Below are 23,084 nucleotides of genomic sequence, written 5' to 3'. Positions count from 1 at the left end.
GATGAATTAGTATCCTCTAATCGTACCTTATGGAATTGAAACTGATTTGTGCCTACACCGCTGATATTAATCACTCTCCTCTAATCGTACCTTATGGAATTGAAACAGACTATTCACGTAGATGAACCGCCGAACTGTTTTCCCTCTAATCGTACCTTATGGAATTGAAACTCCGATATGGGTAGAGATGAATGAGAACGATCCGGTCCTCTAATCGTACCTTATGGAATTGAAACATTAGATAGACAGGGCAAATTGAAACGTGAGTAGATGCCTCTAATCGTACCTTATGGAATTGAAACTTCTTTGATCCGGCACTACGGAAGTGGGAGAAAGCTACCTCTAATCGTACCTTATGGAATTGAAACATATCTTCGCTTTTCTTTTCCTCCCAGGCTTTTTTTCCTCTAATCGTACCTTATGGAATTGAAACTTGATTTTCCTGATGCTGACATAGTTGATGATCAGGACCTCTAATCGTACCTTATGGAATTGAAACCTTATGATACAGGCCGAGAGTCTGCATCGTGAAGTGGCCTCTAATCGTACCTTATGGAATTGAAACTTGCCTTACGAACATTATCAGCTTCAATCAATGTACCCTCTAATCGTACCTTATGGAATTGAAACCTACCATTCGGATTGAGAGCAGTTCCGGCATCTATCCTCTAATCGTACCTTATGGAATTGAAACTTTAGTACCGGAAATGCATTAGCCATAGCCAAGCACACCTCTAATCGTACCTTATGGAATTGAAACACGGTTTGCATCATCAGGATGATTGTTGCCGCGACTCCTCTAATCGTACCTTATAGAATTGAAACTTTACGTTGCCTAACCATACGCATGGTGAAGAGCTTGCCTCTAATCGTACCTTATGGAATTGAAACATTATCAGTAGACGCCTCGTTCATTTCTCAAATTTCCCTCTAATCGTACCTATATTATTCTGTTTTTTATACACTTTGTGAGCATTCCATATACATTTTAAAACTTAAAAAATATTTACGTGTATATTTTAAAAAAAGTCTGATTACAGGTAACTTTGCCCTGAAAACAAAATTGTTTGATGCTAAGGAAGTTCAAATTTGTTGTACCGATGTTGTACCGATAATTTTAAAAAACAACAAAGTGCATCAGAAATGACGAATTTTGGTGAAAATTAGAAAAGTGAATTAAATTACCTAATTTTACACCAAAAATTAGCTTTTATTCTAAGTCAAAATACATGAGAGAGATCCAATTTAGAGAAGCCCTGCGTGAAGCCCTTTCAGAAGAGATGAGACGTGATGAAAACGTTTTTCTGATGGGTGAAGAAGTAGCCGAATACAACGGTGCCTATAAAGTAAGCCAAGGAATGCTTGATGAGTTTGGCCCTAAGCGTGTCATCGATACCCCAATCGCAGAGCTTGGCTTTGCGGGTATTGGCGTTGGTGCGGCAGCCAATGGTTTACGCCCCGTAATTGAGTTCATGACTTTTAACTTTTCCCTGGTTGCCATCGACCAGATTATTAACTCGGCAGCAAAAATAATGGCTATGTCAGCCGGTCAATATACTTGTCCGATTGTATTCCGTGGTCCAACCGGGAATGCCGGACAGTTAGGCGCGCAACACTCACAAAACTTTGAAAACTGGTTTGCCAATACCCCAGGCTTGAAAGTAGTAGTACCTCATAACCCTTACGATGCCAAAGGTTTATTGAAATCATCTATCAGAGATAATGACCCGGTTATTTTCATGGAATCTGAAGTAATGTATGGTGATAAGGGTGGGGTACCTGAAGAAGAATACCTGATTCCTTTAGGCCAGGCCAATATTATGAAAGAAGGTTCAGATGTAACTATCGTTTCATTTGGTAAGATGATTCCAAGAGTGGTATTACCTGCCATTACAGAATTAGAGAAAGAAGGTATCAAAGCTGAATTGATTGATTTACGTACAGTAAGACCAATTGATTACGCAACCGTGATTAACTCAGTAAAGAAAACCAACCGTTGTGTGGTTGTAGAAGAAGCCTGGCCATTAGCAGCAATTTCTTCTGAAATCACTTATCACTTACAACGTTATGCTTTTGATTATTTAGATGCTCCGGTGATTCGTGTAAATAATATGGATATACCACTACATTATGCGCCAACATTAATCGAGGCAACTTTACCTAACGTAAAGCGTACAATTGATGCTGTAAAAAGTGTGATGTACAAAAAATAAGATATAATATTCTTTACCCAAGTAAATAATCCCCGAAGAAACTTCGGGGATTATTGTTATCTGCCAATTCTGATACCAAATGTTGTCAGATTCTGCGACCACCTGTCAGATGCCTCATAGGGTAAAAATCCGTTACGGACATCACGACGCTGAAAAAAATTATTAACATCGCCCTCTAAAAACAAACTGAACGCCTTATAACCTATATTCAATAGTAATCCATAGCGATAAGGATTATCGCTGCTTCTGATAGGTATCTTTGCTTCCCTTTGATTTATCGCCTTTATTTCTGAAAGAATCTGGCTTCCCCCTATCAATCGGCCTATATAGGCACCAAAGCCAAAATGAAAAGTTTTCCGATTATCTGCTCCGTAAAAGTTAATCGTAGGATTAATCTTAAAGTTGGCATAAAACAAAGATTGGTTATAAGTACTTTCAGGATTACGCTTGATATTATCTGAACTCAAATAATTTTCAACTGTATAATAATTGCCATTTGGCACTGGTTTATAAATGGCAACTGTATCATAAACACTGGTATTAGTACTATTTACCCGTAGCAGATAAGAAGTATTTTGAGTACTTATACTACTTAAGTAATACCAACTGATATCAAATCCATAACGTAATAAGACTTCTTTACGACCTGTACGAATGAAACTCTCCTGCCTTATGAGCCCTATATTCAAATTAGGAGAAGCTAAAATTTTATACCTGAAAAGCTCATCACTATTTTTAAAAGCAGAGCTCCCTCTTTGCAGATACTTGACAGAAGTAAAACCAAATGAAAAATTAAGATACGTATTGCGTGTCAGTCTCTGCCAGGGAGTCAGACCTTCTAATTCCTGTTGACGAGTCGCTTCTTTTGTATAATTATTCCCTTCATAATCCTGCCTGATACTTCTTCTTACATTAGAAGGCATTTCCTCCAGATCCTGATTCATCTGTCTGACAATCCTGTTCAGATCGTACTTCTCCAGAGCTTTCAGGTCTTCTCTGGTTGCCCCCCACAAAACAATTCTTTTTCTTTTGCCTATATTTACTATGATCGAATCCATTTCGGTTTTATTAATGACCATAAACCCATAAGTATCAATGCTTATGACAAAAAATAATAAAAAAAGAATCTTTTTCATGTGGAAACAGGTCAGCATTCTGAAAAAATACGTTCGTAGGCATCTACATACGAAAAGAATTCCGCAGGTATATTTTAGTATTACTTAATTGTAGAATCGACAGGCATCGCTTCATTTTTGAAACTTTGCTTTACAAATGCCCATATCTTATTAGGCTTGTTAGGGTCTGTAGCCTCAGGTGTTTTCTCTACTTGCTTAGCTAAACGCTCATGGCGTTTTTTCCTCTTCTCTTTCGGAGCTATCACATAATCTTCCTGATCTTCCGGAATCTCTAAAATAGCTACACGCTCACGTTTAAAAGGCGCAGCAGGTTTCTCTGTTACCTTATTAGGCCTGAAAATAATTGGCGCATCAAATATGACAGGTCGCACAAAAGCAGGTTCATTTCTTGATGTCACATTGTTATAACTAAACTCCTGTTCCCCTTCTGCTGTTGTTACCATACTATCAAACTCTTCATTCGGCATCTCATTTTCAGCAATTGGCTCTGGCTTTGCTACATTCACAGGCTGAACAATTCTTTTCTGAATCGGCCGGTTAACCGAAATTACAGTATTACTTTTAGGCATTATCGCCAAAGGTTTGGCAGTAATAGTTTCAGGTAAAATCAGTTGTGTGGGCTTAGTAGCTTCTTGATTTTTCACATTAGGGTTACTGGTAATAGCATTTCTGTTTTCAATTAAGAGATACCCACCAAACAAAATTACCATAGCAATGCTCGCTGCTATAGCTCCCCACCAGAAAGATGTCATTTTCTTTTCATCTTTCTGCTCAATACGTTGCCAAACCTCACTTCTATTCCAATCTGGAGTAAAGTCAGAATTATCGAGATTTTCCCGGATTTTATTATAGAATTCCTCTGCTTGCATGACTTTTATCGGTCATTAATATTTTCTTTTGTAATAATTTTCGGGCATGATTCAACTGCGACTTTGAGGTTCCCTCACTTATATGCAGTTGTTCAGCAATTTCTTTATGCGTGTAGCCCTCAATGGCATAAAGGTTAAATACTGTGCGGTAGCCATCTGGCAACTCGGCTATCAGCCGATAAATCTCTTCGGTCGAAATCTTGTCTAACACATTATCATCAATCGGTATTTCGATTGCTTCACTTTCAGGCATCATATGAAAACTTGCTTGCCGGCGAAGCAACATCAATGCTTCATTAACTACAATTTTTTTCATCCATGCTTCAAAAGACCTGAGATTATCAAACCTGAAATTGATAATCCCTTCAAAAATCTTCAAAAAAGATTCCACCATCAAATCCTCAGCCAACATACGTTCTCTTACGTACCGATAGGCTATACGGTACAAAAAGCTACAATAGTGCTCAAAAATTTCCTTCTGAGCAGCAGCGTCTTTGTGTCGCAGACGTTCGATTGTAGAGGTTAGAACCAAGTTTAAACGGGGCTTTTATACAAAATGCAGAAAAGACACAAAAAGTTGTATGACCGGATAAAAAATTAAGCGAAATGTTTTTTTGAAATCAGAATACAATATAATTTACCTATTATCAATTCATTAAAATTTCTCAATACCTATACTTTTCATAATTAATCGGATTGTCTCTGTAATCGCTTCTGCATGATATAATAATGCTATGGCCATCAGATTAAGAAAATAACCGGTAATTGCCGCGAAAGGAGTAATACTTACCTCCTTTGCCTTAAAAAATACCATCAGAATAAAAGGCATAATTAAAGCCAGATATCTACCGTGAAAGTACGGCACTCTTAAAGCAACTAAAAGGCATAAAATAACAAATATAATCAAAGGTATGTTTTTTCTATCTGATACAATTTCTTTACAACAACTATAAAAAAACACTATTGCTATTAATCCAAACAAAACCATTGCAATACTCCAGAGATATTTTGCTACCATTATCATTGAAGAACCGGAGAATTGGGCTGAATAAGACCTCAGAAATGGAAAAGGTGCAATTACGCCGAGTATCAGATGAGCGATAATAGCTGTAAGTAGTAATATGCTGATATGCTTGACAAAAAAAACCTTCATATAATTACTGAAGAAAATAAACACTAAAACAAATAAAAAAATAAATACATAAATAAAGTCTGTATTTACCATCTTTATATGGTTATAAGACGAGCTTTTTGGCACAAATCCACCCCAAACCCAATAAAAATAAGCAGGTAAGGCACAGGTGCTCACGAGCAATACGAGTTTATTCCAGAAATTTCCCTTATTAGTTATTACAAAATACACCGGGAAAACCAATAAAAAAATAAAGGTTTGTTTACCCGCAATAGCAAGAGAACCGCATATCCCGGTTAGTAGATACCAATACCAACTATAATACCTTTTACCAAGGTTACTCAATAAAATGTAATAGGCAAATCCGAAAAAGAAAGTCGGATAATCTCCCATCACTCTTGCAGTCATCTGAAAAATATAGGGTGCCAGAATGAGCGTATAACCTAAGAATTTAACTGAATCAGGTCTTTCTTCCTTAAGGCTCCTGTTAAATAATAAAGCTGTCAGAAATAGCCAGAAGAGATTGGCAATCCGCATCCTGACGATATCTCCCTTCGTAATATCCATTATCAGCAGATTAAACCAGGTAGTGATAATCCCTGCTGTTCCTTTGTAATCTCTGATAAACTCTATTGAAAATGGCGAAAACTTTGAATGCAGGTTTTCATAATAAATAGATTCAGCATCTATGAGCCTACCTGGAGAAAAAACAATAAGTGCTATAAGAGTAACCCAGGCGATTAGCGTTATATATAAAACCAAACTACTTTTTTGAACCATACCAGAAATACATCATTGATTTTAAAACACTTAGCACACTTTTCCATTTTACTCCATTGGCCACCCCAAACTGCCGTGGATAATGCATAACAGGAATCTCCTTTATTGTATAATGATACTTCATAGATTTAATAATCACTTCAGCATCATAAAACCCATCATTAGACCTTAGCGGCAGAACATTATCAAAAATTTCTCTCCTGTAAATTTTTAGCGCAGAATTTGTATCCTTCAATTTTACATTGAAGAGTAGTTTCAATAGTAAATTATAAACTTTAGAAATAGCCCATCTTCCAATGCCATCTGCTCTTGTTTCTCTGTTGCCAGACACAACCTCAAACTCATCCTTGTTGTTATACAAAATTACTAAATCGTTCAGATTGAATTGTCCATCTCCATCAGTATAGGCAACCGAACGATATTTAGCTAATTTTACACCTTTCTGAAAATTATATCCCACTCCTTTATTAGTTGGATTTCTTTGATAAACTAAATTATTATACTTTCTTTTAAATGACTCCATCATCTCAGCAGTATTATCACTACTGCAATCATCTACCACAATCAATTCAAACTTATCAAAATTTGCCTCCAGTACTGAATAAGCATCAGGCACAAGATTAAGCAATGAATCTGCATCGTTATACGCCAATATAATTAATGAAATATCTCTCATGCCTATTATTTTTTTGGTGTATATACTCGATGAATACTACTGATGGATAATCTTGGATGCCTACCCCCTGACACTAAATGTAACTCATCCCCTATCCAGCCACTAATAATTCCATGGCGCGCTTCAGGAATTGACGCACATTTCTTCCAGATATTCGTGGCAGGATCAAAAACCTCCATCACATCAAAACAAGACCAAACATTTTCACCTCCATAGGTATAAATTTTATCCTTGTACACAGAAGAGCCAAACCCTCCTCTTGGAGTTGGTATATCTGTCATTCTCCTCCATTTTTTCGAGGCAGGATCATACTCCTCAACAAAAGCTAAATTAAATCTCAGGTCATCTTTTCTTCCTGAAATAGCATATATTTTTCCATTTACACTTTCGGCTCTCAGGTGGTCACGAGGGTGCGTCATTGCGGGTGCTTTAAACCATTGATTATGCCTGATTGAATAACCGAATAAAGTATTGGAGACGGCTTTGTTTTGATTGATACCCCCAACATACCAGATTGTATCATTACTTATACATACGCCTCCGGCTCCTCTGGGTTCAGGCATAGGAGCCAGGGGTTCCCAATTATCAGTTTCAGGATTATATCTGTGTAAAGTATTCAGAGGCTCCCAGTTGGCAAACATAAATCCGCGGATTCTCAGAGACAGAGGCTTAAAGCCCCCCACTAAGTACACATATGTACTATCCTGTACTACCCCTGCATGATTAATCGGTTGCGGCGTATCTTTAATTTTCTGCCATTTTTTAGTTTCTGACAAATAGCTGTACGAACTAATCAGCGTCTGCCCGAATTGGTTAATACCCCCAAAAATATAAAAAGAGCCATTATGCGTAATACCCCCGGCTTCTGTTCGTGGCTCCGGCAATTCAGTTTCTAAAGTAAATGTTCCGTTTTCTGAGCTAATTGATGATGGAAGCGTAAAAGGGCTCCATGAAACAAACCACCATTTGGATAAGAAATAGAGAACAAGCAATGTCGATGAAAGAATAATATACTTCTTCATTAAAAGTTAGGGTTAGGTATAGCGCAATAAGGTTTATTGCAGACCTATAATCATATAAATTTCTAATCTTGATAAGGTGCGGTAAAAATGGAGTTAGATTCTAACAGCAGACCCATCACTTAGGTAAGAAAATATAATACACAACAAACATGTAAGAGTCTTATACTTTATTATTACAAATTTATGGTTAGGTAGAATTTTACTTAGGCTTACCAGAAAATCTTAATCAAACAAACCGCAAGTTAAATGTTAAACATTACCGACCAAAATTAAAATTTTCTAAAGTTGTCTGTTAAACATCTTCACTGGTTTCGTTGAATATAAATATCCTTCATTTTGTATTTACCTGAAAGTGTTTCTAACTTGTAGCCTAATTCAACTCTATAAAAACCTGCACCTTTATGAACAGACAAATTTCTTTGTTGTTTACTTTCGTTTGCCTGATTGTTTCAGAATCGCTCCTGGCACAGTCAAAAACAGACAGTCTCCTCCCAGTCCGCGGCTTTTGTATTGCCGCTCCACAGCCTAAGCAAGTAGATACTTTTGTAAAATTTATTAATGAAGAATTAGCGACCAGAAAAGTAAATACACTGATACTACGTGTAGACTGGAACTACCAGTTTCAGACCCACCCCGAATTGCGTGATAGTATTGCGCTATCAAAGCAGGATGTGAAAAAGATGGTAAAAGCCTGTCAGAAAAACAATATCCGAATTATACCGCAAATCAATTTATTAGGGCATCAGTCATGGGCTAAAACTACTCATAATTTGCTTAGAGTCTACCCGCAATTTGATGAGACTCCACATGTAAAAATGCCCGAGAAATATGTATGGCCTAATGCTGACGGATTGTATTGCAAAAGCTATTGCCCGCTACACCCAGAAGTACACAAAATAGTGTTTGAACTGGTAGATGAAATATGCGAGGTGTTTGAAACAGATGCTTTTCACGCAGGAATGGACGAAGTATTTTATATCGGTGACGATAAATGCCCAAGATGTGGCGGAAGAGATAAAGCAGAGTTATTTGCAGGAGAAGTAAATAAAATCAGAAATCATCTGGCACTCAAAAACAGAAAACTCTGGATTTGGGGCGACAGATTGATTGACGGCAAAACCACTGGTATAGGTATGTGGGAAGGTAGCTTTAATAATACTCACAGAGCGATTGACCTGATAGAAAAAGATGTAATGATTTGTGACTGGCACTATGAAAGGCCTGACCAGACAGCTGTGCTCTTTGCTTCAAAAGGGTTAAACGTTATAACCTGCCCTTGGAGAAACCCGAAAAACGCTGTACTACAAACGCAGGATATGGTAAGATTCAGAAAATCGGTTACACCCGTGATGAAAGAACGTTTTCAGGGTATGATGCAAACGGTATGGTCGGGAGCCGGGCAGTTTCTGGATGAATTTTATGGAGTAAAGGTAAATCCTGAAGCCGGAGAAAATACACAATCAGCTTGTTTTAAGGCGATATTTGAGGAGATTAAAAAAATAGAAGAAAGCAAATAAGAAAACTATGGAAATCTCTCTGAAACGTATTGCTTCTATTGATGTATTTCGGGCATTGACCATGCTCCTGATGATTTTTGTGAATGATTTCTGGACGCTGACAGGTATCCCTGACTGGCTGCAACATTCCGAAGCACATGTAGATTTTCTGGGCTTTTCAGATATTATCTTCCCCTGTTTTCTGTTCATTGTAGGTATGTCTATTCCATTTGCTATCAAAGCCAGAATTGCCAAAGGCGAAAACAATTTGCAGATTATTAAACACATTGTTTTCCGTTCTATCGCTTTATTAATCATGGGTTTTTTCACAGTAAATATCCCTGAAATGAATGCAGAGGCGACTGGTATGAGCCAATCGACTTTTCAGGTGAGCCCTGTAATAGGTTTCTTTCTTATATGGAATGTTTATCCGAAAAACCAAGACTCTAAAAAGTATCTTTTCATTGCCTTACAAGTCCTTGGAGTGGCTATTTTAGTCTTCCTGATTTATAAATTCAGAGGTGGTGAAAAAGCAGAAATGATGAAACCGCATTGGTGGGGTATTCTGGGGCTTATCGGCTGGACCTATCTTACCTGCGCTATCTTATATCTTTTCTTCTATAAAAAGACAAACTTATTGATAGCAGTTTGGGTATTTCTCAATCTGATGTCTATTGCAGGGCACGCCGGGTGGTTAAAATCAATATGGCTTAATGGCCCGAATGACTGGATTTTAGGGAATGGCGCTTTTTCGGCTTTTACATTTACGGGTATATTAGCGACAGTATTACTCGAACGTTTTTATACAGCAGATAAGAAAGTAAGACTAACCTTTATCTATCTCGGTATTGGGATAGTGATGTTACTTTTAGGGTTCGTCTTACGGAAGTTCTTTATCATATCGAAGATTTATGCTACACCAACCTGGGTGTTTATTTGTTGTGGAGTTGCTTTTATTACCTATGCCTTTATTTACTGGCTGGTAGATTTGCAACACAAAGCCCATTGGTTCAATATTATTAAACCAGCAGGTACAAGTACACTAACCTGTTATCTGATACCATACATTGTCTATTCTTTCTATGTTGCTTTACCAGTAAGCCTGACTTTCGGTATAGTAGGTTTAATCAAATCGATGCTATTTGCTTTATTGATTATCGGGATTACAGCCTTACTTGGGAAGATTGGTATTAAATTGAAGATATAGAGAACCATTCTCTATATCTTCTAAACTTAAAAGGCTTAATAAAGGGTTTTAAGCTTATTTACTCCTCCGAATAGCTTTCAGCAACGAAGTGTCGTCAGTAGTGTCTAAAGCTATTTCCCATATCATCACCCCACCACAACCACGATTTTTGGCTAATTTTACTTTGTTTTCTATGGTGATAGTTCCATTATAGAAAGCTCCTTTCCAGTAATCGTCATACTGGCTTGCACCATCTTTGATTAAATCGCTGTAGCCCGGACCATAATTACCCATGCCTTTTTTAGAGTAGAATGGTAGGCCTAATAAGGCTTTATGGGCAGGTAAGCCACGCTCTTTTATCCAGTAATCGAGACTTTTTAGAGCTAAAGAATAAGGCGAGTGCGCTATCACGTAACTTGGGCCGTAATCATCATCATAAGCCATCAGATTCAGCCAGTCCATTTTATCGAAAGCTTCCTTTTTAATACCACCACCTTTAACGCCTTTGGAAATGACTGCTGCTGTTAGTTTTTTGCCTTTTTTATGTAATGAGTCTGCTAATTCTGATACTAAACTCACATAATGGTCAGCCGACGGGCTATTTTCATCAGGATATTCCCAATCTAAATCCACACCATCAACCTGATAAGTTTTCACAAATTTCATTACGTTCTTCACAAAAGTATGTCTACCTTCGGCACGTTCAGCCATTTTATGGAAACGGGTATCATCACCGCCACCATCACCAATTCCCCAACCGCCGATAGAGATGAAAACTGACTTTTTATGTTGATGCGCTATCTTAACTAAACTTTTCAAATTGTCAGGTTGGCCAATTGGGAATAAAGTATCCCCTGTCTTAGCAGGAATCGCAAAGGCATAATTAATATGTGTCAGCAAATCGAAAGGCAATTTTTCAGGCGGAATGGATGGGGTATAATACCCTACTACCTTAAAATCTTTAGTTTGAGCTGATGCAGAAAAGGTAACCAGGTAAATAATTAATAAAGGAAGTAACAGATTTTTAATTTTCATTTTTCTTTGGATTTGGTTTGATTTTTACTCAACTACCAGCCATGTATAACCTTCGGCAGGCAATTGAACTGTAATTTCAATGGAATAGTCTCTATTGAGTGGGTAGGAGGCAGGTTTCCCGTTTTCTATTCTTACTTTGGCTTCTTTTGAAAGACCCGTATAGTATAAAGGAAGTCTAATCTTTCGGATAATGGCATCTTTTAATGGATTATACAACATTACCAGACCTTTGGAATTTAAAGCCGGATTAACGTGCATGATCCCGTCCCAATCTCTGCCGTCAGGGCGGCGCAGATGCATAATATCCGAATTCAGAATATCTCTGTATTTTTTATACCAGTCAATAGTTTCAATCACTACTTTTTTGGTAGCATCAGTATCATATAATCTTGGTCCACGATAACAGGCCTGAATTCCTGCCCCATAGTATTGCATCATTAATTGTTTATAATCGTTCAGATGTTCGCTTAGGGGTTCCAACACTGCCTCAGTTCCCCCACCCTGATATTTAGTCAATGGCACAAAACCCCAACCCATTGATGGAATTTTATCCCAGGTGCCATCAAAGATATTTTGTCGGTTCAGTACCTTCTGTTGTTCCCTTGACAGCGAAAAATTCACCTCCCGATAGCCCAGGGCAATTTTATGAGTACCATCTAAAAAGTACCAGTCAGGGGCATTTATATATACCCCACGGGCATTAAGCCATTGGTAAAACTCTTTCTGCATTTGCATCTGTACCCATTGAGAATCGTCTAACCCTTTATGGCCTGGATGAGTGGTAGAAGCACAAACATCACCCGGATATGGACCATCATGTTCGAGCAAATCAAAACCTGTTTCACTAATAAACTTTTTCAAGCTATTGATGTAATTAATACCCCATTTACTTGCCAGACAAGGGGCATTTCCAAAGAAGGCACCTTTGTCTGGCAAGCCGGTTATTGGGTCTATTACATCATTTTCATCATCAATCCTGCGGCTACTGAATAATGAATATCCTCCTAATTTGATCCCCTGGCTATGGGCATAATCTGCCAGTTCTTTAAACTTTTTGATATTTCCCTCAGAAGCATCTTCCATATTCAGACCACTACCAAAACTCAGGATCACCATTTCATAGCCTGTTTCAGCACATTGGTCAATTACAGTTTTTACCTTGGCTGGGTCAGTACTAATCAGGTGCATAAAAATTGGGTTCTGGGTTGTCCAGGGGGCAATGGTACGATACATTTTCCGACGTGCCAATCCGTTTCGCTCTCTATCGTAACTATCTAAAAGCAATTCATACGAACGGATTGACTTATATCGGGCATTTGATGCTAAGTCAATTCCCACACCTAAAGTCGGATAAACCTCTACCACACAAGGTGTTTCATAATTATAATTTACCTGAGAGGTATAAGAGCTATCAATCTTCCAATGTGTTGCCTGATCCGAAAGCTCGTAGCGCATCGCATTATTATAGGCATAGTTGTTTTCGATGTATAGCTTCTGTGGTTTTTTCATCTTTTCGGGCTTGCCTACTACGGCCGATTCTTCTTCTGGCGTAGCCAGTATTTCGTTAACAACCTGTGTCAGTTTACATGCACCTCTCGATTTATTCTCAATACTTACCCATTTACTTAAAAGTGGAATACCGTCAAAAATTTCATAATGAACTGCTACTTCAATACCTTTTAGTGCGGGTAAATCAGATTTAAAAAATAGCACAAGGCTTTTGCCTGTTGGCAGGTTTTTATTGGCTGTCCATGTAGTAGATTTCCAGTCAAAATGAGATTTCACTTCATTAATTTCATAACGCATAAACTGAAAGTCGTCAGAATGACCCGTAAATTTATCAATCCATTCTTCTAATAAATACCCATGTTCTTTTTGCCCGTATAACCCTCCTATATTATAAGATACGCCATTCATCACTACGCGGGCTTCAGGTCTTACCGAACGGACAAACTGCTCATTGGTAGTCAGGTTTTTGAAACTAATTGTAGCCGCATTCGGGCTTACACGTATCTGTCGGCTAATCAACCCATTAGTGATTTCAAGTAATTTTCCATTATGCAAAACCTTCACTTCGCTTTTTTGGGTGAAAGGCTGAACCAACCAATCCTTTAGGGTTGATTGAGCGAATCCTTTATGAACCGTCAATACAGCTATAATTAAAACATAGTATATAGTTTTCATAGTCAGTAAATTATTTCTGCGCGTCCGTTAATTCATAAGTCCATGCATATTGGCAAGGAATTGTATTCGGATTTACCAGTGGGGCAGTAATGGTAAGTACCTTATTTTTATAAGTAAATTTTATATCTCCATCAAAACCCAATAGTTTTACTTTCGTTGGTTTCTCTACATTTTCAACGGTAATAGTTTCCTGCCATTTACTCACAATTGCATAGACATTCTTCCCTTTCTGCGTAAAATGCACTTTTGATTCCTTGCTATAAGCAGGTGCTTTAGCCCATTTGCGTGTACCATAAATAGCCCCACCATTCACGTTCAGCCAATCTCCCATTTCTTTTAATCTCTGTTGCATAATCACAGGAATTCGCCCGTCAGCCGTTGGTCCGATATTGAGCAGAAAATTACCTCCGCGTGCCACAATATCTACCAATTGATGCACTAACTGTTCGCCTGTCTGATACACTTCCAGGTTTTCATTACGATTATATCCGAAAGATTCACCTATTCCTCTACACTCTTCCCAGGGTCTGGCAAAACCGTTGGTGGGCGAATTGTCTGCTCCGCCATGACCATATTCAGAAGTATAAAAACTCCCGTGTTTACTCTTGGTATCATTACCCCAACGGTCGTTTACTACCACACTGTTTTTTACAGGCGAATCATTGTATAACCATGTCAGAAACTCCTCACTTTTCCATGTTTTAGCCGGATGGTCCCACTCGCCATCTGTCCACAAAATATCAGGTTGATACTTGGTTACCAAATCTTTCATTTGCGGAATCATACGCTCATTTACATAAGCATTTACATCAGTTTTATAAACCGGATTAAACCATTCATACAAAGAATAATAATAGCCCATGTGCAGATTTTTTGCTTTTACGGCTTTTGATAAATCTCCAGCTAAATCTCTATGAGGCCCAACATCAACAGCATTCCAGTTCCAGGATTGAGGGCTCGGCCACATAGTGAATCCTTCATGATGCTTAGAAGTCAGTACCACGTATTTGGCTCCGGCTTGTTCGAATATGCTGGCCCAATCCTCCGGCTTAAATAGCTCGGCTTTAAATTGTTGCACAAAGTCCTGATAAGAAGCTTTACCGTAGTTTTTCTCATGAAACGCTACAAATTCTTTATGGATTTTGAGATTAGGTGCAAACAGGCGTTGCCAGTACCATTCGGCATAGCCGCTGCCAAAACCATCGGCATTTGAATTGGTTGCCCATGCAGGCACTGAGTAGATTCCCCAATGGATAAATATCCCAAACTTGGCATCTTCAAACCAGGCAGGAGTCTGACGCTGGTCAAGACTTTGCCAGTTAGGCTGATATTGAGCATTTGTCTGTAAACATAACAGCGTTGTCAGGATTAGAAGGATTTTTTTCATGCGAAATAGGTCGAATAATATTAAATAAAGGCGCAAAGAAAGGCGTGACACAGTTTAAAGACCGTAGCACGCCTAAACACAGGCACTAATTATTATAGGATATAAGTTTGCTATTTAGGGAAATGACTCTTGGCCATAAAGACCTTACCACCATCGTCGGCAAGGGTAACTGAATAGCTAAAACCATGTTGGATTGAATAGGCTCCGTACTCACCTTGCTTATTAATGGCAATAAAACCCACCTGAAAGCCTTTGGCTTTTTCAGGGTTTATTTTTACAATACGTTCTACCGCAATTTTGCAGGCTTCTTCCGGCGTCTTGCCTAAACGCATCATTTCTACAACCAGGTGCGTGCCGGCTACTCTGATTACTTCTTCGCCCTGACCAGATGAGGTGGCTGCCCCGATTTCGTTATCAACAAACAAACCCGCTCCGATAATAGGCGAATCACCAATACGACCATGCAGTTTAAAAGCCATGCCACTGGTAGTACAAGCACCTGACAAATTACCCGAGGCATCAAGCGCAATCGTACCCATTGTATCGTGGTTGGGTGTACCATCATCAAAATAGCTTGGAGCAAAAGGGCCACCATCAGATTTTTTAGCCTTTATCTGTTGCTGTTCAATATTAATAACAGGCTTGTATTCTGATTTCTTCAACCATTCCTTATAGGCTTTCTCAGCGTCGGCTGATAGCTTATCAGGCTCTCTTTTAAAGCCATTAGCCAAAGCAAATTGCAAAGCACCATCACCGGCAAGCATCACATGCGGGGTAGTTTCCATCAACTTGCGAGCTACTGAAATCGGGTGTTTGATATGCTGCAAAAAAGCCACTGAACCACAATTAGCTTTTTCGTCCATAATACAGGCATCTAAGGTTACTTTCCCGTCACGGTCAGGGTTACCTCCCAGGCCAACACAACAATTAATGGTATCTTCAATTGAATTAGCAGCTACTTCTACGGCATCCAGAGCACGCCCGTTTTTCTTCAACACTTTCCATGCCTCGGCATTGACAGCTAAGCCACTATCCCATGTAGAAACAACAATGGGTTTATTAGCAATAGTATTCTTATTCGAAAAACCCTTAGTTGCAGAAATAAAAGGCAGGCTGAGTGCCGACCATTGTATAAACTTTCTTCTCGATTGCATTAGTTTGTTGGTTCGTTAGGTTATGAAAAAAGATTGTTAGTATTTTACAAATGTCCTTTCAAAGGTGCCATCGTCATAAAAATCAAGAATAGCATAGGCTGGCTCAAAATCTCTGAAAGCTCCTTTCCACCAACCACCCGAAACTGCCCCATTATTTAGATAAGTTAAATCCCAATACGTAAGCGATTCCTGCATGTGCAGGTGCCCACTCAGACAAGTTTTGATATTGGGGTAATTTCTGAAAAGTTTTATCATATCAAACACATCCGTATGTATCAGGTTACGAGGCATAACAATATCGCCGTTTTCCTGATTTTTATTCAGGAATAAGCCCGAGGCCGCTGATAAAATCGGAATATGAGAAGCAATACAAATATATTGATTTGGTGGAGTTGCTGCCAATTCGCCTTTAAGCCACTCTAATTGCTCAGGGTCAAAATAAGCAATATATCCGCCTTTAGGATTCAGTTGGGTAGAATCCAGAATAATAAATTTCCAGCCTTTTTTCACAAACGAATAATACCTTTTCGGCATCTGAAATTCGTCTGTTATCCATTGTTTTCCATACAATCGGTCGCCTTTTATATCTTCTGTTTTGCTGAACCAACCCCAGATGTCGTGGTTGCCGATAATATGCTTTACTTCTAATTTATTGTTCTCTTTTAATAGTTTCTGAAAGAGTTTAAACTGGGTCTGTGTTTCGTCTTTTGATTTCTCCAGGCCATCGAAAATAGCATCTCCCCCATTAATGATAAAATCAGGTTTAGGGTTTAGTGCGTTGGCACTATGGTAGGCTTTTGTCATTCCTTCCTCGGCTATCTTGCTTGGGAATACGTGTACATCACTTAGATAGGCTACTCTTAACGATTTCTTGCGTATGGTTGCAGCAGTAGCATCAAAACCTGCTAATGTACCTGCCAGGGCACTATTTCTCAGAAAACGACGACGATTCATAAAATTTGTAAGATTATTGCCTGACTATTTTCAATACCCATGCGTAGTTGCTCCAAGCTGTCTTTCTCACTTTTTCCGGGATTTCAACTATTACTTTCCCGTCTTTCGCTACCCATTTCAGTTTTTCAGTGCTGCCAAGTAGACTCATCAGAGTATTTTTAGATAAAGCCAGATTGTTTATTTCAATACTTGCCGGAATGCTCTCGCCTTCATCTGCTCTATAAATGGCATAAGTAGTATTGGCATTGTGCGTAAACACCAGTTTGTTTTGCTTGCCTATCTCATTATCACCCCTGGTATTATAAATAGCCTCACTATTTACTTTCATCCATTTACCGATTTCTTCCAGACGCTGGTAGGCTTCGGGATGGAAATCTCCTTGTGGGCTTGGTGCTATATTCAATAGCAAGTTACCATTTTTTGATACTACATCTGTCAGAATATGTATTAATTTTCTGGCAGGCTTGAAGTTTTCTTTAGGAATATAACTCCATGAATCGCCCATTGTCATACAGGTTTCCCACGGAATCGGCATATAATGGTCAGGAATCTGTTGCTCTGGTGTTACATAGTTTTCAAATTCACCACTCACCGTTCTATCTACTACTAACAAACCCGGCTGATGTTCTCTTCCCATTTTAGCAATGCGCGCCATATCAATGTCCTGATCGAACGGAATCGTTCTTTGCCATGACACAGAAGAATCAATCGTGCTGAATGGGCGCACCCAACCACCATCTAACCAGAGAATATCCATTTTGCCGTAATCACTCATCAATTCTTCAATCTGGTTATAAGTAAATTGCTTAAAGCTTTTCCATTTGTCAGGATACTTTGCCGGATGATAAGATGGATTACGGTCCTTAGGAGGGAAGTAAGACCACCAGTAATCATTGGTATGCCAGTCAGGTTTAGAGAAATATGCCCCAATCATGAAATCATCTTTTCGGAATGCGCTGAAAATCTCTTTAGCCACATTGCTTCTTGGATTTGACGCAAAAGGTGTATTGGTAATCTTATAATCTGTTTGCTTGGTATCAAACATACAGAAACCATCATGGTGCTTGGTAGTAAAAACCAGGTATTTCATTCCTGCATTCTTAGCAGCAGCCGACCATTTTTCAGGGTTAAACTGCACAGGATTAAAAGTCTTTGGCAGATTTTCGTAAGCCTTTTTGTACTCATACCAATTATCTTTATAAGGCCCTCGACGCTCACACCAGCCCTCGTCTTCAGGGCAAAGGCTCCAGCTTTCTACAATTCCCCATTGGCTATAAGTACCCCAGTGCATCATTAACCCGAATTTCACATTCTGCCACTGGTTCAGTTTTTCTTTTACTTTGGGGTCTTTCGGAACGACGTATTTCTCGTGATTCTGCTCAGAATGTTGTTGGGCAAAAAGGGTTTGCCCTAATAATGCCATAAGAACTGCTGCTACTACTACTTTCTTCATTTGTTCAGGATTTGGAAGAAGTATGAACCCCACTTTGCAACCTCTGTCCTCAACAATGAACAAGGGTTAAGGATAGGGTCTACTCCATTCTCTATATTATTCTACATTAAAAACTTTATTGCTTAATGAAATAAAATTCAGCTAAACATTCTTCAATAAATGTGGTCGCTCACGCTCAATCTTTAGCATCAATTCACCGAAAAGTGTATTTGCCCAGGCAAACCATTTACGGGTGAATTTGCTGGCATCGTCTTTATCGAAAGACTCATGTATAAAGCCTGTCTCTGCGTGTGTATTTTTCAGGAATCTTAATTGCGCCAATATTTCCTGGTCATTGTTTGAAGTCATAGCCCGCATAATGATACTCATCGGCCATATCTGGTTAACAAGCGTATGCGGACTACCAATACCTTCTGCGGCTTTGCCTTTAAAGAAATACGGGTTGCTATCACTTAATACAAATCGACGGGTATTCTGATAGATTGGGTCATTAGCTTTTATAGCTCCCAGATACGGCAGACTTAATAGATTCGGTACATTGGCATCATCCTGCAATAAACGATTGCCGAAGCCATCAACTTCCATTGCATAGATTTGTCCGTAAACCGGATGGCTGATAATGGCAAATTTCTTAATAGCGGCTTCTACCTGATTCGCAAAAGCTGTACATTCTTTGGCAAAGGCCGTATCTTTTATAACTTTCTCCGAAATCTCTGCTAACTGACGAAAAGAAATAACGGCAAACAGATTGGACGGAATCAGGAATGGGTATAACGTAGCATCGTCAGATGGACGGAAGATACTGTGAATCAAGCCATTAGGCTTGGTATTATTTCCATAACCATTGCCTGGTACGGTATCTGTCGACCATGAGGTAGTACGGCCAAAATGATATGGTCCTCTATCTGTCAGGCGTTGTTGTACACGACAGGTAGCAATTATCAATTTGGCAGCTTTTAACCATTTTTCATCAAAAACACTAATATCACCCGATATTTTCCAGTAATGATAGGCCAGACGAACGGTATAACACAATGAATCCAGTTCCCACTTGCGCTCGTGCAATTCAGGCTTCATTTCCGTGTGGTCTGATAACCATTCAGATTTACCCGGTCCATCATTAAAGGCATTGGCATAAGGGTCTATCAGAATACATTCTGTCTGACGGTTAATAACTCCAGCTATTAAGTCCTTCAACTTAGGGTCTTGCCTGATTAAAGGCAGATAAGGCCATACCTGTGCAGAACTGTCACGCAACCACATGGCATGAATATCACCTGTAATTACGAAAGTATCTGGTCTGCCATTTTTGGTTTTAAAAATAACTGTAGTATCTAATGTATTCGGAAAACAATTCTCAAATAACCAACCTAATTCAGCATCTTTAATCGACGATTTCATTCGATGAATCGTGGCCTCAATAACCGGACTACTAAAATTTCTTTTAGCAGGTGCCACACGTACAGTTGGAAAATCAGCCCCAAAAGCAGAATTACCAGCCATCATACCGATTCCGGCAAGAGATGTTGTTTTAATGAAATTTCTTCGATTCAGATCGTACATGTTAAGGTTAGGGTTAACTTTTATGGCTTTGTTTCTTTAGCTAAAATGGCTGCGGCTTCTTTATCATCATATTCCTCTATTAATCGGTTCAATTCCTGTTTTAATGAATTTATCAGAGTTTCAGGAGCAGAAGCATAAATATTCTTCAGTTCTTTCCGGTCATTTTTCAGGTCATACAACTCCCAGAAATCGCCATCTTCATAAAATCTGATAAGTTTATAGCGGTCAGTCCGCACACCGAAATGGGGCATAGTATTATGCTCATCAGGATATTCATAATAATGATAATATAATGATTTACGCCAGGAAGCAGGCTTCTGATTTTTCATAAGCGGCAGCAAAGACCTGCCTTGAATGTCATTCGGAATACCCACTCCTGCTAATTCAAGAAAAGTCGGGGCAAAATCAATATTCTGGGCAAAACCATTAACAACTGTGCCTTTCTTTATCAGTTTCGGATATTTCATTGCCAATGGCATATGGAAAGATTCTTCGTACATAAAGCGTTTATCAAACCAGCCATGCTCACCTAAATAAAAACCCTGGTCTGAGGCATAAACTATGAGTGTATTCTCTGTCAAACCATTTTTATCCAGATAATCTAATACCTTCCCGACATTTCTATCTAATGATTTCACACAGGCCATATAATCATGCATATACCGCTGAAACTTCCATTCGTCTAATGCTTTACCAGTCAGTTTTTGCTTTTTAAACTCCTCGTTTAAAGGCTCGTAATAGGCATTATAGGCTTTTAGTTGTGCCTCGTTCATACGTTTTTTATGAGGCAGATGGTTATCATCTACTTTCAGGTCATAATCCATGCGCAGGTCTTTGGCAATGTGCATTTTTTGTTTCTGCGCAGCTATTCTACCTTCATAGGTATCATAGAAGGTATCGGGCATTTTAAATTTTATACCATCAAAAGCATGGAGGTCTGCTGTGTCGGGTAACCAAGTACGGTGTGGTGCGTTTTGTCCGACAATCAGGCAAAAAGGTTTGGCAGTATCATGCTTGTTCTGTAACCAGTCTATGGCTCTGCCTGCAATCACATCAGAAGCATAGCCCTCTTGCCTACGGGTTTGCCCATCCATTTCAATAAAATCAGGATTATAGTAAGACCCTTGTCCCGGAAGAATCGACCAGTAATTAAAATACTTCGGTAAATTCACTAAGTGCCATTTACCAATCCAGCCTGTTTCGTAGCCAGCCTCCTGTAAATACTTTGTAAAAATATCCTGGTTTGTATCAAACCTCGTTTTATTATTGATATGCCCGTTTTTATGACTGAACTTGCCTGTTAACAAAGTGGCTCTACTCGGGCCACAGATAGAATTAGTACAGAACATATTTCTGAAAATAGCTCCATCTTTGGCAATCCGGTCAATATTGGGGGTTTGAATATGTGGGCTACCATAAGCACTGATTGCCTGTAAGGCGTGGTCGTCAGAGAAAATAACCAGAATATTAGGCCGGGGCGAGGCGGGTGCTTTCTTATTAAATGAAGAAAATGAAAAAGCTATCATGACAAAGGTGATTGCTTTAATAAAATATCTTTTCATTGTAAATAAGATTAAGCTGTTTTCAATAAACTTTCTACGACATAGGTATGAACACCGTAAATTTTTGCGTTTTCACCCAATTGCGAAATCTCGATTCTTAAATCTTCTTTGAAATCTGTCAGACAATATTTGTTAATAGCATGTTCAATCGGATTTACAATAAGCTTTTGCGCTTTTGATAATACACCATCAATAATAATAATCTGCGGGTTAAACAGGTGTACAGCTATTGAAAGCCCTTTACCTAATTCTAAACCTATATTATGAATAATGTCTATGGCAAAAGCATCACCTTGTTGGGCAGCTTCAATTACCATTTCGAGATTAATATCCTCTACACGGTCTTTATATTCACCCAATTTAGATACTTTCCCCTGCCGCAGACCATCTTTAATGTTTTTGAGTAGCGAAGAGGCAGACGTGATGGTATCCAAACAGCCCACCTTTCCACAAGTACAAAGCACCCCGTCAGGATTTACCTGAATATGCCCTAATTCACCTGCAAAACCTGATGCTCCGTCGAAAATCTCTCCATTCACTACTACACCCAAGCCAATACCCCAGTCGACGTTGATAGATAATACATGGTGCTTGCCTTTGGCTAAGCCGAAACGATATTCTCCAAAAGCATTAGCTTTAGAGTCGTTGATAACATAGGCCGGCAATTTGAAATGTTCTTCAATTGACTTGCCTAACGATTTATTCTCACTGTTCAGGCTTTTATACGTGTAGTTAATCCCAGTATTCTTGTTTATCAGACCGGGCATAGATACCCCCAATGCAATCAGTTTTTTACCTTTCGTAATTTTCTGTTCAATTACATTATCAACTATAGTAAATAGTGTCTCCAAAAAAGAAGGGTTGTTTTTCAATTGCAGGTCAAATACTTGTGTAAACACCACCTGATTGCGAAGGTTCAGAATAAACACCTTGGTGTCGTGCGTATTTATGTCCAGTACCAACACAAATTTTTCTTTGGGATTAATACCATAAATTGCAGGGCGACGGCCTTGCTTGGATACCCCGAAACCTGTTTCAACAATCCATTTTTCTTCAACTAATTCTTCAATAAGGGCAGTAATAGAAGGGATACTGATGTGTAATGAATGAGATAGTTCTGCGATGGTGTTCGTTTCATTGAAATACAGCTCAGATACGATTCCTTTTTTTTGCTTGTTCTTTTTGATGTCAATGACCGACTCTTTGCTGACCATTTCAATCTCGTTATCGAGGGTAATTTCTGACATTGTTTTTTATAGTTAAAATAAGGTTAGGCTCATAC

General features: G+C 38.8%; 18 protein-coding genes and 1 CRISPR repeat array (1 of these 19 running past the window's edge). Of the genes, 3 read left to right on the top strand and 15 right to left on the bottom strand.

The features are described from left to right. A CRISPR array of direct repeats spans window positions 1–891; the repeat unit is 29 nt; unit sequence CCTCTAATCGTACCTTATGGAATTGAAAC (it extends 4,885 nt beyond the left edge of the window). A 338-nt stretch (window positions 892–1,229) separates the two neighbouring features. Beyond that, on the top strand, window positions 1,230–2,213 hold the full coding sequence (locus tag H1R81_RS08555; protein WP_181840289.1) for a pyruvate dehydrogenase complex E1 component subunit beta: 984 nt from the start codon (window positions 1,230–1,232) through the stop codon (window positions 2,211–2,213). 56 nt (window positions 2,214–2,269) lie between these two features. On the opposite strand, the gene H1R81_RS08550 is transcribed toward H1R81_RS08555, so the two are convergent. From H1R81_RS08550 to H1R81_RS08525, 6 genes are all read right to left on the bottom strand, one after another. After that, window positions 2,270–3,349, bottom strand: coding sequence for a hypothetical protein (locus H1R81_RS08550; RefSeq protein ID WP_181840288.1), 1,080 nt, complete (start codon window positions 3,347–3,349; stop codon window positions 2,270–2,272). An 80-nt stretch (window positions 3,350–3,429) separates the two neighbouring features. Further along, window positions 3,430–4,218 carry a hypothetical protein gene (locus tag H1R81_RS08545; RefSeq protein ID WP_181840287.1) on the bottom strand — a complete coding sequence of 263 codons (789 nt, stop codon included), beginning with the start codon at window positions 4,216–4,218 and terminating at the stop codon, window positions 3,430–3,432. Continuing rightward, the gene (locus H1R81_RS08540; protein WP_181840286.1) at window positions 4,196–4,750 is read right to left on the bottom strand and encodes an RNA polymerase sigma factor; all 555 of its coding nucleotides are present in this window, start codon (window positions 4,748–4,750) and stop codon (window positions 4,196–4,198) included. Before H1R81_RS08540 ends, H1R81_RS08545 begins: the two co-directional genes overlap by 23 nt. 123 nt (window positions 4,751–4,873) lie before the next feature. Beyond that, window positions 4,874–6,130, bottom strand: coding sequence for a hypothetical protein (locus H1R81_RS08535; protein WP_181840285.1), 1,257 nt, complete (start codon window positions 6,128–6,130; stop codon window positions 4,874–4,876). After that, a complete protein-coding gene (locus H1R81_RS08530; protein ID WP_181840284.1) occupies window positions 6,114–6,806 on the bottom strand; it encodes a glycosyltransferase family 2 protein in 693 nt (230 codons plus the stop codon). The genes H1R81_RS08535 and H1R81_RS08530 overlap by 17 nt, the downstream gene beginning before the upstream one ends. A 5-nt stretch (window positions 6,807–6,811) precedes the next feature. Next, window positions 6,812–7,828: a kelch repeat-containing protein gene (locus H1R81_RS08525; RefSeq protein WP_181840283.1), complete on the bottom strand. Its 1,017-nt coding sequence runs from the start codon at window positions 7,826–7,828 to the stop codon at window positions 6,812–6,814. Between the two features lie 401 nt (window positions 7,829–8,229). On the opposite strand from H1R81_RS08525, the gene H1R81_RS08520 reads away from it, so the two are divergent. Then, a complete protein-coding gene (locus H1R81_RS08520; RefSeq protein WP_181840282.1) occupies window positions 8,230–9,345 on the top strand; it encodes a family 20 glycosylhydrolase in 1,116 nt (371 codons plus the stop codon). A gap of 7 nt (window positions 9,346–9,352) precedes the next feature. Further along, entirely contained in the window at window positions 9,353–10,531 is a 1,179-nt protein-coding gene (locus H1R81_RS08515; RefSeq protein ID WP_181840281.1) for a DUF5009 domain-containing protein, read from the top strand. A 54-nt stretch (window positions 10,532–10,585) separates the two neighbouring features. Here the strand turns inward: H1R81_RS08515 and H1R81_RS08510 are convergent, their stop codons facing one another. The 9 genes from H1R81_RS08510 to H1R81_RS08470 form a co-directional block, all read right to left on the bottom strand. Further along, a complete protein-coding gene (locus H1R81_RS08510) occupies window positions 10,586–11,545 on the bottom strand; it encodes a glycoside hydrolase family 18 protein (RefSeq protein ID WP_181840280.1) in 960 nt (319 codons plus the stop codon). A gap of 24 nt (window positions 11,546–11,569) precedes the next feature. Then, the gene (locus tag H1R81_RS08505; protein ID WP_181840279.1) at window positions 11,570–13,729 is read right to left on the bottom strand and encodes an alpha-galactosidase; all 2,160 of its coding nucleotides are present in this window, start codon (window positions 13,727–13,729) and stop codon (window positions 11,570–11,572) included. 10 nt (window positions 13,730–13,739) lie between these two features. Continuing rightward, window positions 13,740–15,116: an alpha-L-fucosidase gene (locus H1R81_RS08500; protein ID WP_181840278.1), complete on the bottom strand. Its 1,377-nt coding sequence runs from the start codon at window positions 15,114–15,116 to the stop codon at window positions 13,740–13,742. A 110-nt stretch (window positions 15,117–15,226) separates the two neighbouring features. Beyond that, window positions 15,227–16,270 (bottom strand): isoaspartyl peptidase/L-asparaginase family protein, encoded by a 1,044-nt coding sequence (locus tag H1R81_RS08495; protein ID WP_181840277.1) that lies wholly within the window; start codon window positions 16,268–16,270, stop codon window positions 15,227–15,229. A gap of 36 nt (window positions 16,271–16,306) precedes the next feature. Beyond that, entirely contained in the window at window positions 16,307–17,224 is a 918-nt protein-coding gene (locus H1R81_RS08490; RefSeq protein WP_181840276.1) for a metallophosphoesterase, read from the bottom strand. A 13-nt stretch (window positions 17,225–17,237) separates the two neighbouring features. Further along, window positions 17,238–18,677, bottom strand: coding sequence for an alpha-L-fucosidase (locus H1R81_RS08485; RefSeq protein ID WP_181840275.1), 1,440 nt, complete (start codon window positions 18,675–18,677; stop codon window positions 17,238–17,240). Between the two features lie 141 nt (window positions 18,678–18,818). Continuing rightward, window positions 18,819–20,240, bottom strand: coding sequence for a glycoside hydrolase family 125 protein (locus H1R81_RS08480; protein ID WP_181840274.1), 1,422 nt, complete (start codon window positions 20,238–20,240; stop codon window positions 18,819–18,821). 20 nt (window positions 20,241–20,260) lie between these two features. Further along, window positions 20,261–21,802 (bottom strand): sulfatase, encoded by a 1,542-nt coding sequence (locus tag H1R81_RS08475; protein ID WP_181840273.1) that lies wholly within the window; start codon window positions 21,800–21,802, stop codon window positions 20,261–20,263. An 11-nt stretch (window positions 21,803–21,813) separates the two neighbouring features. Next, window positions 21,814–23,049: an ROK family protein gene (locus H1R81_RS08470; RefSeq protein WP_181840272.1), complete on the bottom strand. Its 1,236-nt coding sequence runs from the start codon at window positions 23,047–23,049 to the stop codon at window positions 21,814–21,816. Window positions 23,050–23,084: the final 35 nt, after the last annotated feature.

The organism is Emticicia sp. BO119, assembly GCF_013912375.1.
Lineage (GTDB): Bacteria > Bacteroidota > Bacteroidia > Cytophagales > Spirosomataceae > Emticicia.
Note: the sequence above shows the minus strand (reverse complement) of the source record. Positions and strands in the feature narration are given on the sequence as shown.

Excerpts from the sequence above, each read along its gene's own strand:
- H1R81_RS08510 (WP_181840280.1), bottom strand. The coding sequence starts at position 11,545 with ATGAAAATTAAAAATCTGTTACTTCCTTTATTAATTATTTACCTGGTT.
- H1R81_RS08490 (WP_181840276.1), bottom strand. The coding sequence starts at position 17,224 with ATGAATCGTCGTCGTTTTCTGAGAAATAGTGCCCTGGCAGGTACATTA.
- H1R81_RS08555 (WP_181840289.1), top strand. The coding sequence starts at position 1,230 with ATGAGAGAGATCCAATTTAGAGAAGCCCTGCGTGAAGCCCTTTCAGAA.
- H1R81_RS08515 (WP_181840281.1), top strand. The coding sequence starts at position 9,353 with ATGGAAATCTCTCTGAAACGTATTGCTTCTATTGATGTATTTCGGGCA.
- H1R81_RS08470 (WP_181840272.1), bottom strand. The coding sequence starts at position 23,049 with ATGTCAGAAATTACCCTCGATAACGAGATTGAAATGGTCAGCAAAGAG.
- H1R81_RS08550 (WP_181840288.1), bottom strand. The coding sequence starts at position 3,349 with ATGAAAAAGATTCTTTTTTTATTATTTTTTGTCATAAGCATTGATACT.
- H1R81_RS08525 (WP_181840283.1), bottom strand. The coding sequence starts at position 7,828 with ATGAAGAAGTATATTATTCTTTCATCGACATTGCTTGTTCTCTATTTC.
- H1R81_RS08485 (WP_181840275.1), bottom strand. The coding sequence starts at position 18,677 with ATGAAGAAAGTAGTAGTAGCAGCAGTTCTTATGGCATTATTAGGGCAA.
- H1R81_RS08530 (WP_181840284.1), bottom strand. The coding sequence starts at position 6,806 with ATGAGAGATATTTCATTAATTATATTGGCGTATAACGATGCAGATTCA.
- H1R81_RS08505 (WP_181840279.1), bottom strand. The coding sequence starts at position 13,729 with ATGAAAACTATATACTATGTTTTAATTATAGCTGTATTGACGGTTCAT.
- H1R81_RS08480 (WP_181840274.1), bottom strand. The coding sequence starts at position 20,240 with ATGTACGATCTGAATCGAAGAAATTTCATTAAAACAACATCTCTTGCC.
- H1R81_RS08535 (WP_181840285.1), bottom strand. The coding sequence starts at position 6,130 with ATGGTTCAAAAAAGTAGTTTGGTTTTATATATAACGCTAATCGCCTGG.
- H1R81_RS08545 (WP_181840287.1), bottom strand. The coding sequence starts at position 4,218 with ATGCAAGCAGAGGAATTCTATAATAAAATCCGGGAAAATCTCGATAAT.
- H1R81_RS08475 (WP_181840273.1), bottom strand. The coding sequence starts at position 21,802 with ATGAAAAGATATTTTATTAAAGCAATCACCTTTGTCATGATAGCTTTT.
- H1R81_RS08520 (WP_181840282.1), top strand. The coding sequence starts at position 8,230 with ATGAACAGACAAATTTCTTTGTTGTTTACTTTCGTTTGCCTGATTGTT.
- H1R81_RS08500 (WP_181840278.1), bottom strand. The coding sequence starts at position 15,116 with ATGAAAAAAATCCTTCTAATCCTGACAACGCTGTTATGTTTACAGACA.
- H1R81_RS08495 (WP_181840277.1), bottom strand. The coding sequence starts at position 16,270 with ATGCAATCGAGAAGAAAGTTTATACAATGGTCGGCACTCAGCCTGCCT.